General features: G+C 66.1%; 7 protein-coding genes. 3 read left to right on the top strand and 4 right to left on the bottom strand.

Annotated elements, in window-relative coordinates; all coding sequences use genetic code 11:
- Positions 1–349: 349 nt before the first annotated feature.
- From AC5P66_RS18780 to AC5P66_RS18765, 4 genes are all read right to left on the bottom strand, one after another.
- A complete protein-coding gene (locus AC5P66_RS18780; RefSeq protein WP_005418284.1) occupies positions 350–2,314 on the bottom strand; it encodes a M2 family metallopeptidase in 1,965 nt (654 codons plus the stop codon).
- A gap of 597 nt (positions 2,315–2,911) precedes the next feature.
- Entirely contained in the window at positions 2,912–4,561 is a 1,650-nt protein-coding gene (locus AC5P66_RS18775; protein WP_099494615.1) for a phosphoethanolamine transferase, read from the bottom strand.
- Positions 4,558–5,325, bottom strand: coding sequence for a phosphatase PAP2 family protein (locus tag AC5P66_RS18770; protein WP_049414679.1), 768 nt, complete (start codon positions 5,323–5,325; stop codon positions 4,558–4,560). The genes AC5P66_RS18775 and AC5P66_RS18770 overlap by 4 nt, the downstream gene beginning before the upstream one ends.
- 113 nt (positions 5,326–5,438) lie before the next feature.
- Positions 5,439–7,142, bottom strand: coding sequence for an ArnT family glycosyltransferase (locus tag AC5P66_RS18765; protein WP_495216546.1), 1,704 nt, complete (start codon positions 7,140–7,142; stop codon positions 5,439–5,441).
- 130 nt (positions 7,143–7,272) lie between these two features.
- Between AC5P66_RS18765 and AC5P66_RS18760 the strand changes: the two genes are divergently transcribed.
- The 3 genes from AC5P66_RS18760 to AC5P66_RS18750 all read left to right on the top strand — a co-directional run bounded on the left by AC5P66_RS18760 (position 7,273) and on the right by AC5P66_RS18750 (position 10,630).
- Positions 7,273–7,986 carry a response regulator transcription factor gene (locus AC5P66_RS18760; RefSeq protein WP_049414681.1) on the top strand — a complete coding sequence of 238 codons (714 nt, stop codon included), beginning with the start codon at positions 7,273–7,275 and terminating at the stop codon, positions 7,984–7,986.
- A complete protein-coding gene (locus tag AC5P66_RS18755) occupies positions 7,973–9,259 on the top strand; it encodes a sensor histidine kinase (RefSeq protein WP_005418277.1) in 1,287 nt (428 codons plus the stop codon). The genes AC5P66_RS18760 and AC5P66_RS18755 overlap by 14 nt, the downstream gene beginning before the upstream one ends.
- A 120-nt stretch (positions 9,260–9,379) precedes the next feature.
- Positions 9,380–10,630: a DUF819 family protein gene (locus AC5P66_RS18750; RefSeq protein ID WP_099494614.1), complete on the top strand. Its 1,251-nt coding sequence runs from the start codon at positions 9,380–9,382 to the stop codon at positions 10,628–10,630.
- The last annotated feature ends 372 nt before the right edge of the window (positions 10,631–11,002 follow it).

Below are 11,002 nucleotides of genomic sequence, written 5' to 3'. Positions count from 1 at the left end.
TATTTCGCCGCCGGGGCGGCGTTGGCCTGCCAGCCACACATCTGGCCTTTGCTTGATTGCTGTTCCGGTAGAGCCGGCCGCTGGCCGGCTGCCTGCGGGGTCTTCATCGCGTAGTTGCCGGCCAGCGGCCGGCACTACCAGAAAGGGGCGGATCCTTGCGGACCCGCCCCTTTTTTCATTTCGCCGCCGGGGCGGCGTTGGCCTGCCAGCCACACATCTGGCCTTGCTTGATTGCTGTTCCGGTAGAGCCGGTCGCTGGCCGGCTGCCTGCGGGGTCTTCATCGCGTATTGCCGGCCAGCGGCCGGCACTACCAGGAAGGGGCGAATCCTTGCGGACCCGCCCCTATTTTCATTTTGCCGCCGGGGCGGCGTTGGCCTGCCAGCCACACATCTGGCCTTCGTTCTGCTGCTTCAGCCACTCGTTGACCGGAGTGAAGTACTCGATCATCGGGCCGGCATCGAGCTTGTCGGTGCCGGTCAGCTCCTTCAGCGTGGCCTGCCACGGCTGGCTGGCACCCTTGCTCAGCATTGCCCAGTACTTCTGGCCGGCTTCCTTGTTGCCGTAGAAGGTGCACTCATGCAGCGGGCCCTTGTAGCCGGCCGCATCGCACAGGCCCTTGTAGAACTGGAACTGCAGGATGCGCGCCAGGAAGTAGCGGGTGTACGGGGTGTTGCCCGGCACGTGGTACTTCGCGCCCGGATCGAAGAACTCTTCGCCACGGGTACTGGCCGGAGCCACGCCCTGGTACTTGGCCTTCAGGTCCCACCACGCCTTGTTGTAGTTGTCGGCGGTGATCGAACCGTCGAACACGCCCCAGCGCCAGCGGTCGATCATCAGACCGAACGGCAGGAACGACACGCCCGACAGCGCCATGCGCATCTGGTTGTTGATGACCGCTTCGCGGCTTTCGGTCGGTGCATCGACCAGGCCGATCGAACTGAGGTACTTGGGCGTCATCGCCAGCACGATGGTGTCGCCGATCGCTTCATGGAAGCCATCGTTGGCACCGCCCTGGAACAGCGGCGGCAGCGGGTTGTAGGCCAGGTCGTAATAGATGTGGCCCAGCTCGTGGTAGATGGTGGTGAAGTTCTCTTCGTTCGGCTTGATGCACATCTTGGTGCGCACATCGCCTTCCATGTTCATGTCCCAGGCGCTGGCGTGGCAGACCACATCGCGGTCGTCGGGCTTGATGAACTGGGTGCGTTCCCAGTAAGACTGCGGCAGCGACGGCATGCCCAGCGACACATAGAAGTCCTGCGCGCGTTCGGTCATCTGCTTGGCGGTACGCAGTTCGGCCTCGCGCTGCGCCTTGTACTGGGCCGCCACGTTGGCGTCCTTGCCGGCCTTGGCCAGCGCCGCGCTCAGGTTGGTCTGGTACTGTTTTTCCAGCGCAGCGGTGATGTCCAGGCTGCCGGCACCCGGGTACGGTTCCAGCTGATCCCACAGGTTCGACCAGTCCTGCTGCCACATGTTGCCCAGCAGGTGCGCGGCGATCAGGCCGTTGCCCACTTCGGCCTTGTCCTTGCCGTAGGTCTTGTCCAGCTTGCCGCGTGCGTAGCAGTGCAGCTGCTCGTACATCGGCTTGACCTGTTCCCAGAGGCGGTCGGTCTCCGGGCCGATCTGTTCGGGCGGCATGTCATAACCGCTGCGCCACATCTGGCCGGCATCGGTGAAGCCCATGCCCTTGGCACCTTCGTTCACCAGGCCGACGAACTTCTGGTAGTCGCCGCGCATGCTCTTGGTGGTGCTGTGCCAGCCCTGCCAGGCGTCGAGCTGCTTGTCGTAGTCACGGCTGCGCGCCAGCACCTGCTCCAGCTCGCCCAGCTGGCGGCAGGAGTTCGGATCGTTGGCGTCGGTGCAGTACTTGCCGGCACCGTAGCTGCCTTCCATGCGGGTGGCGATCTGGGTCAGCTCGGCCAGCTTGGCCGGGTCGCGTGGTGCAGGCATCGACGACATCAGCTTCAGCAGGTGGATCGCGCGCTTGCTGTCCTCGCTCATCGGCTTGCCGTCGAACTTGGCGGCCTGTTCGATCCAGCTGTTGAGCTGGGTCAGCGAACGCTCGTTGGCCTTGGCCGCGATGCGTTCCGAATCACCGTTGATGTAGGTGGAGGACAGCCACTGCGCCGAGGTCATCTCCGGGTAGGCGGCCTTGAATTCGGCATTGATGCGGGCCACGAACTGGTCGGCGGTTTCACCGGCCGGAGCGCTGCTGCTGGCGGTATCGGTGCCTGGGGCAGCTTCCTTCTTGCAGGCGGCCAGGGCCAGCGTGGCGGCGGCGATTGCCGAGGCCAGCAGGAGATGACGGTGTTTCACGGGCGGTCCTTGGGTGGTGAACGACGGCCGAAGGCTAGTGGGCAGTCGCCGCCACCGCAAGTGGCGGAAGTCGGCCGGGCGGCGCCCGGCACCCGCAGAGGCCTTCAGGCAAGGGCAAAGGCAGAAGCAACAGCAACAGCGGACTATCCGTGGTTTGGCGGGGCGGTGTCGGAGTGCGGGGACGCCGCAAGTACGTCCGTGTAGGCTTGGCAGCCGCATCCATGCAGCTGACACCCCGCACTCCGACACCGCCCCACCTCTGACAGATTCCGTGTGCTGTCGGTAGGTGTCGACGTTGGTCGACACATCTGTCAGATATCGACAATCAAAATGGGGTCAGATCCGTTTTCCTCCGGAAAACGGATCTGACCCCAAGATCGTTCCAACAGATCGCGGAAAACTGTCGAAGGCGGGGTGGGTCCGGTTGCGGGGGCGTGAGCCGCATGGATGCGGCGACCGAGCTTACATGGACGTACTTGCAGCGTCCCCCGCAACCGGATCCACCCCGCCACCCCTCAGGAAACCCGCTTCTGCTGTTGCTTCGGCCGTTGCCGTTGCCCCTGCAGGTGCAGGGCTGCAAGCCCTGCCGAACAACCCTCAACTCTCGCAGTTGGCGAACACGTCGCGATCGCGCTCGTACAGCGAGGTCCTCACCTGCATCAGGCCCAGCACCGACGGGAACAGGTTGTCGTGGTCGGTATACGCCGCTGAACGCTTGCGCACGCACTGCAGGTCCAGCCCACGGCTGCTGGCAAAGCCGGGCGAGAACCACATCGTCATCGGCACCCGGGTCTGCTCGGCCGGTGCGATCGCATACGGCACGCCATGCAGGAACAGGCCCTTCTCGCCCAGCGATTCACCATGGTCGGACAGGTAGATCATCGCCGTGTCGTAGTCCTGCATGCCCTGCAGCGTGCCGATGGTCTTGGTCAGGAAGTGATCGGTGTACAGCACGGCGTTGTCGTAACTGTTGGTGATCTCTTCGCGCGAGCAGCGGCCGATGTCACGGGTGTCGCAGGTCGGGGTGAAGCGGCGGAACGCGGGCGGATAGCGCTCGAAATAGGCCGGGCCGTGGTTGCCCAGCTGGTGCAGCACCACCACCCGGTCGCCGGGCCTGGCCCGCACCTGGGTGGCCAGGTCCTGCAGCAGGATCTCGTCCATGCAGCGGCCATCGGCGCACAGGCCCGGTGTAGTGGCGTCGGACAATGACTGGAAGTCCAGGCCCTCGCACACGCCCTTGCAGCCGGACTGGTTGTCACGCCACAACGGCGCGATGCCGGCGCGGTTCAATACGTGCAGCAGCGACTGGTGGGCGCGGATTCTCTTCTCGTCGTAGTCGTGGCGGCCCCATGGCGAGAACAGGCACGGCAGCGAAACCTCGGTGCTGGTGCCGCACGAATGCATGTCCGGGAAATTGATCACGCTGGCCTGCGCCAGTTCCGGGGTGGTGTTGCGGCCACCGTTGAGGCCCCAGTTCTGCGCACGCACGGTCTCGCCCATGACGATCACCAGCAGGCGCGGCTTGCTGGCCGGCGCTCGCGGAGTGGCCTTGGCGTCGGTGCCGATCGGCAGCTTCGGTGCGCGCTGCACCGGGTTGTCGCCACGCAGCGCACGCGGCATGCCCAGCAGCACGTTGGCCGGGGTGGCGAGGTAACGCACCTCGCGCTGGTTGCGCATCAGTGCTGAAACATCCTGGAACGAGATCAACGCGCCGCCGACGGCGGTCACTGCCGCCACCGCCAGGAAGCCCAGCCGCCACAGCAGGCTGCGGCCCCAGCTGCGGCGACGCAGCTGCACGCGCCACAACACCGCCATCGGCAACACGGCCAGCAACAGTACCGGCCACAGCAGCGACACGGTCATCAGCTCGCGGCTTTCCTTGGGGTCCGTCGCCAGCACGTTGCGCAGCATGTCCGCATCCAGGTAGATGTGGTAGCGGCTCATGTAGTGCGCGGCGAATGCGGTCACCAGCAGCAACAGGCTGATCACTACCTTGGCGTTCCAGCGCCAGACCAGGATGCCCAGCAGCACGCCGTGAGCACCCAGCAGCAACAGCAGCAGCGAAAGCGCGTAGCGCAGGCTGCCTGGATGGCTGGCCATCGCGCTGTGCCAGAACAGGCCATTGCCGGCTACCGCGAAGAACAGGCTGGTCAGTGCGATCAGCGCTTCGGTGGACAGCTGCGGCCGCCAGTTGCGGAGACCTGCGAGAGCGGGGAGGCGGGTGGTGCGATGGACCGATGCGCTCATGCGTTTGCCTCTTGGCGGTTGGCATGGTTCAGTTGACGGTGTGTCAGGACGCGCTTGACGATCAGATAGAGGCCGAGCGAAAGCAGCCAGCAGATCAATGCAGTGGCCACGTCATGCGAAAGGAAATGCGCACCGCGCAGCTGCTGGCTGATGCCGAACACCAAACCGGCGCCGAGGCCGATCCACAACCCGGCCCAGCGCCACGACGGGCGCCATAGCAGGGCGAAATAGTAAAGGCACAGCCAGGCGTAGCCGGCACTGGCGTGCCCGGCCGGGAAGCAGGCCTGCGCGGCCATGCCAGCGGGGCGTGCGGTGAAAAGCCCGATAAATGGCTGGTGGCCGCCGTAGCGCAGCAAGTCCCAGGGGCATTCCATCGGCACCAGTGACTTCAGCAGGGAGATCACGCCGGTGCCCAGCGCCAGGGCAATTACGACATAAAGCAGCGCCCACCGCAGGGTGTGATCGCGTCCTTTACGCCAGTGGTGGAAGCACAGCAGGATCGCGACCAAGGCCGCTGACGTGCTCAGCCATTTGCCGGCCTTGTGCACCACCGTGCGGGTGATCCAGGCGTCCTGTAGCACCCAGCGGCTGCCCTCAAGGCGGAACAGGTGATCGGCCACCCACTGGTCGCCGCCGAACCCCATCAGCAACGTAAACAGAGGCAGACCGATCGCGACAGGCAGCCAAAAGTGAGTTACGGCGAATCTTGACGCCAGTGGCGATGTCGCAAGCGGCGCGATCGAATCAAGGGGACGAACGGGCATGCTGAGGGAAGGCGGGTTCGGGAATCCGCAGTCATGCTCGTCACCTGCATGTCGGAGAAGGGTCGGACGCTCGTTCGCGCCGGGTTAATGATTTCCCCGGCACGAGTCAACGTTCAGTCTTCTTCGGCGGTCGAGCCGGCCCGTTCGGCGTGGCATTGCGGGTCCCAGGCCGTACCGGGAAGCAGTTGCCAACGATTCCTGTTGGCAACACCGATATCGATCACCTTGGCCGGATCCACGCAGGGACTCATCGCCTCGTCCAGCACCAGCAGCCAGCGCTTGTCCGGCGCCTCGCCCACCCATGGGCCGGCGTCGTGCCACTGCTCGGCCCAGGGGCGCTTGAAGCCGAACTCGCGTACCGGGCGGTCAGCCTGCAGCAGGTTCTGCTCGCGCCAGGCGACCAGCGCCAGTTCGGCGTCCGGACCGATCCGCGCGCCGACGCGGCGCATCAGCGCCGATGCCGATGCGTAGGGATCCAGTGCCGGGATCAGCACCAGGCCGTAGAGCATCCACAGCATGCCGTGCGTCAACAGCACCAGTGTCGTGGCGCGGCGCACCCGCAACCAGACGACCAACGTGGCCAGCGCGATGGCGAAGGTCAGCAGGCCATCACCCAGCACCGGCAGCAGCGTATCGGGCATGGCCCGGCGTTCCAGTTGCGCCAAGGCCCACGGGTGCTCGGTCAGCAGCATCACGCCGAGCACGCCGGTGGCCAGCATCAGCACCACGCTGTAGCCGAACAGATAGCGGCGCACGCACAGCCGGCGCAGCAGGCCCGGCAACAACGGCGCAACCGCCAGTGCCATCGCAGGCAGCATCGGCAGCACATAGACCTCGAGCTTGCCCGGGCTGGCACTGAAGAACACCAGCACCAGCAGCGCCCAGCCCAGCAGCAGCCACTGCCGGCGGTCGCCCCGGCGGATGCGGCGCCACCACGGCTTGAACAGCAGCGGCAGCAGCAGGCTGCCCGGCAGCCACAGGGTCAGGATCACCTGCAGGTAGTACCAGGCCGGTTGGCGATGGTGCCAGGCGTTGGCATAGCGGGTACCGGTCTGCTTGAACAACAGTTCATGCGCGTAGGCCTGCAGTTCGGCGCTGGGCGTGTGCAGCAGGGCCCAGCCCAGCGGGGCAAGCCACACCGACACGCCCAGCAGGAAGGCCGGGATCAGCCACAGCAGTGTTGCCGGGTGGGGGCCGTCCACGCTGCGCCCGCGGCGACGCTGGTACAGCCACCAGCCGAACCACGGCAGGACCATCAGCAGCGGTAGGAAACCCACGCCTTTGGTCACCGTGCCGAGGCCAGCGGCGAAACCCGCCAGCCACAAGGCAGCCAGGTTGCGGCGTTCGCACAGGTGGCGCATCAAGCCCCACAAGGCCACCGTGGTCATGCCGACCAGCACCATGTCGATCTGCGCGCGCTTGGCCATCAGGCCAAACTGAAGGGTGCAGAACAGCGCCGCCAGGGCGTACAGGGAATGCCGCGGTGACCACAGTCGGCGTGCCAGATCCGACACCAACCACAGGCTGAGCAGGGCGCCCAGCAGCGACGGCAGCAGGAACGACCACTGCCAGCTGCCGACGATCTCATAGGCCGCCGCCTGCAGCCACATGAAGACCGGCGGCTTCTCCGCATACAGCTCCACGCCCCGGTGCGGCAGCAGCCATTGCCCACTCTCGACCATGGTGCGGGCCGCCAGCACGAAGCGCGGCTCGTCCGGTGGCTGCGGCTGCCGAAGGCCGATCCCCGCTGCCAGCGCAGCAACGATCAACAGCCACAACAGGGGCAGGCGCCAACGGCGGGGCAGGGCTACGGGCACGGCAGGCTCCGGGAGCAAAACGGCCATTCTGAGGTGGCGGGGGTTGGAAAAGCGTCAGAGGAGGCCGCGACGACCGCATTCCGACATGGGCAGCGCTACCATGGTACGAACTTCCGTGGATGTTTCGTGCATGCGTCTGTTGGTGATCGAGGACAACCGCCAGCTGGTGGCCAACCTGTTCGACTACTTCGAGTCGCGCGGGCACGTGCTCGACGTGGCGCCGGACGGCATCACCGGCCTGCACCTGGCCGGCAGCCATCCCTACGACGCGGTGATCCTGGACTGGATGTTGCCGCGCATGGAGGGGCCGGAGGTGCTGCGTCGCCTGCGCGCCGAGCACGCTTCGGAAGTGCCGGTGATCATGCTGACCGCGCGCGACGAACTGCCGGACAAGATCACCGGATTCCGCGCGGGTGCCGACGATTACCTGACCAAGCCGTTCGCCCTGCCCGAGCTGGAAGTTCGGCTGGAGGCGCTGCTGCTGCGTGCGCAGGGCCGGAACCCGCGCAAGCGCCTGCAGGTGGGCGACCTGGTGCTGGACCTGGCGACCCTCGAAGCCCAGCGGGGTGGCCAGGTGCTCCACCTCTACCCGGCCTGCCGCAAGCTGCTGGAGGTGCTGATGCGCGCCAGCCCCGGTGCGGTCACCCGCCAACAGCTGGAGTTCGCCCTGTGGGGCGACGAGCCACCGGATGGTGACCTGCTGCGCTCGCATGTCTACGAGCTGCGCCGCAGCGTCGACGGTCCGTTTGCCGACAAGCTGATCCACACCCTGCCGCGGGTTGGTTACCGCCTTGCGGTGACCGCGGCCGCCGATGCAGGCAAGGATGATGATGAAGGCGCGTAGGCCGGGCCCGCTGTACCGGCGCGTGGTGTGGTGGTTGCTGGGCTACCTGGCCCTGCTGTCGATCGCTGTGTTCAGCGTCGGCAACTACGTGCACGAACACGCCGAACATGCCGCCTGGCGCGCGCTGCTCAACTCCGAACTGGACAGCATCGTCGAGCACGTCGAGCATGAACCGCACTATCGCTGGCAGGATTCGGACACGCTCAGCCTGTACCGCTTCGATGCAGTCAACCTGCCTGACAGCCTGCGTACGCTGCATCCCGGCCTTCACGACGGAGTGATGATCAAAGGCCGGGAGACGGCGGTGATGGTGCGCGAGACCCGGTCCATGGGGCGTGTCGCGCTGGCGCTGGACATTTCCGACTTCCATGACCTGGAGCAGTTCGCCACGCGCTGGGTGATGCTGGCCGGGGTGATCATGATCTTCGTCACCGTGCTGATGGCGTCCTTCGGTATGGAACGCATGGTGCGCCCGTTGAGCCTGCTGGCCCAGCACATCGGCGCATTGCGGCCGGGCGTTCAGGGCCAGCGCATCGAGGTCGACCCGCGCGGCAGTTCCGAGCTGCACACCATCGCCGATGCGCTGAACGACTACCTGGACCGCAACGAGCAGTTCGTCGAGCGTGAGCGGGTCTTCATCAGTACCGCCAGCCACGAACTGCGCACGCCGATCGCAGTGATGACCGGTGCAGCCGAGCTGGCGCTGGAGCAACCGGGCCTGCCCGAACGTGCCCGCCAGCAGATGCAGCGGGTCCTGCGCACGGCACAGAGCGTGGAGCAGCTGATCGAGCTGCTGCTGGTGCTGGCGCGTGATCCTGCGCGCCTGGCCGCGCGTGCCGAGCGCATCGCGCTGGACCAGCTGCTGCCGGAGATCGTCGACGACCATCGACACCTGCTCGGCGACAAGGACCTGAGCATCGGTATCCAGGCCGCGCCGGTGGATATCGTCGCGCCGCTGGCGGTGGTGCAGGCGGCGATCGGCAACCTGCTGCGCAATGCCATCGAAAACAGCGGCCGCGGCCATATCGAGCTGCAGCTGAGTTCGTCGGCGGTACTGACCCTGCAGGACCCCGGGCACGGGATGAGCCCGGAGGAGATCGCGGCGATCCACGCGCGCATGGCCCGCGGCGAGCGTGCCGATCGTGGCAGTGGCATCGGCCTGGACCTGATCGCGCGGCTGTGCGAGCACCTGGGCTGGACGCTGCAGCTGCAGCCCTGCCAACCGCGCGGGACGCGTGTCACCCTGGACTTCGGCGCTTCGCGCCCCGCCTGATCGGATGGCCGACCTGCTCCGCGCTGCGGCATGACCCGGCGTGAAGACAATGTTAATCTCGACCTGCGCCGCTTTATGCGGCGCTTTTTTTTCCCGCTCCTTCGATCGACAGAGGATCCCATGCCGACCGAACCCGCTACTGCCCTGATCAGCAACGATATCGTTGGACTGGGCCTGATTGCCGCCACCCTGGCCCTGATCTTCTGGGCCGCCAGTGGTCCGACCCCGCTGTTGAAGAAGATCTTCGCCTGGGTGCCGGCACTGCTGCTGTGCTACTTCATCCCCGCCATCTACAACACCGCCGGTGTCATCGATGGCCACAACACCTCGCTGTACAACCCGGTCGCGCGTGACGTGCTGCTGCCGGCCGCGCTGGTACTGCTGACCCTGTCGATCGACCTCAAGGGCGTCATCAAGCTGGGGCCGAAGCTGTTGCTCGTGTTCTGTGCCGGTACCGCCGGCATCATGCTCGGCGCCATCGTCTCGTTCCAGCTGATGAAGCTGATCCATCCGGAAACGGTGGCCGGTGATACCTGGGCCGGCATGGCCGCGCTGGCCGGCAGCTGGATCGGTGGCGGCGCCAACATGGTCGCCATGCGCGAAGTGTTCGGCACCGACGCCACCACCTTCGGCCAGTTCGCCGTGGTCGACGTGGCCTGCGCCAGCCTGTGGATGGCGATCCTGCTGTTCCTGGCCAACCGCGCGCAGCAGATCGATACCCGCAACGGGGCCGACACCCGCGCCATCGACGAGATGAAGGCACGCATCAGCGCCTACGAGGCACAGAACGCGCGCATTCCCAGCATGACCGACCTGATGGTGATCGTCGGCGTGGCACTGGGTGGCGTCGGCCTGGCCCACGCCATCGCCGCACCGCTGTCGGGCTGGTTCAAGACCAACGTCAGCTGGGCCAGCCAGTTCAGCCTGGACAGCCAGTTCGTGTGGGTGATCCTGCTGTCCACGGCGATGGGCCTGGGCCTCAGCTTCACCCGTGCGCGCCGGCTGGAAGCCGCAGGCGCTTCGCGGTTGGGCACCGTGTTCCTGTACTTCCTGATCGCCTGCATCGGCATGCAGATGAACCTGTTGTCGCTGCTGGATCGGCCGTGGCTGTTCCTGCTCGGCGCGATCTGGATGGCCACGCACGTGCTGGTGCTGTGGGGGGTGGCCAAGCTGCTGCGCGCGCCGCTGTTCTTCTTCGCGATCGGTTCGCAGGGCAACATCGGCGCAGCCGCTTCGGCCCCCGTGGTGGCTGCGGCGTTCCATCCGACGCTGGCTCCGGTGGGCGTGCTGCTGGGCACGGTGGGCTATGCCACCGGCACCGGGCTGGCCTATGTCACTGGCCTGATCCTGAAGTGGATGGCCGGCGCCTGAGTCCTGAGCTGACGATCATGTTGCGTGTTCACGGCAATTGCCGTGGACACGCTTTCCCCGTGCAGAGCCGAGCCCACGCTCGGCTTTCTTTTTGCCTGCCACCGGATAGATCCACGTCATGCGTGGATGCACTTCATGGGTATCCATGAACAAAGAAAGGACAGATCCGTTTCCCCGCGGAAGCGGATCTGCCCCCTGATGCTTCTTGCCGTCAACGGAAATCTGTCGAAGGTGGGGTGGTGTCGGATGGCGGGGTGTCCGCGGCATGGATGCCGCGGCCAAGCCCCCAAGGACGGGTTTACGGCGTCCCCGCCATCCGACACCACCCCGCCAAATTCACGGAAAACCAGAGCCGACGCTTTCGCCGTTGCA

The organism is Stenotrophomonas sp. YJH_SMC_122, from assembly GCF_059369535.1.
The sequence above is the reverse complement of the archived record's forward strand: the minus strand, read 5'-3'. Positions and strand labels throughout refer to the sequence as shown.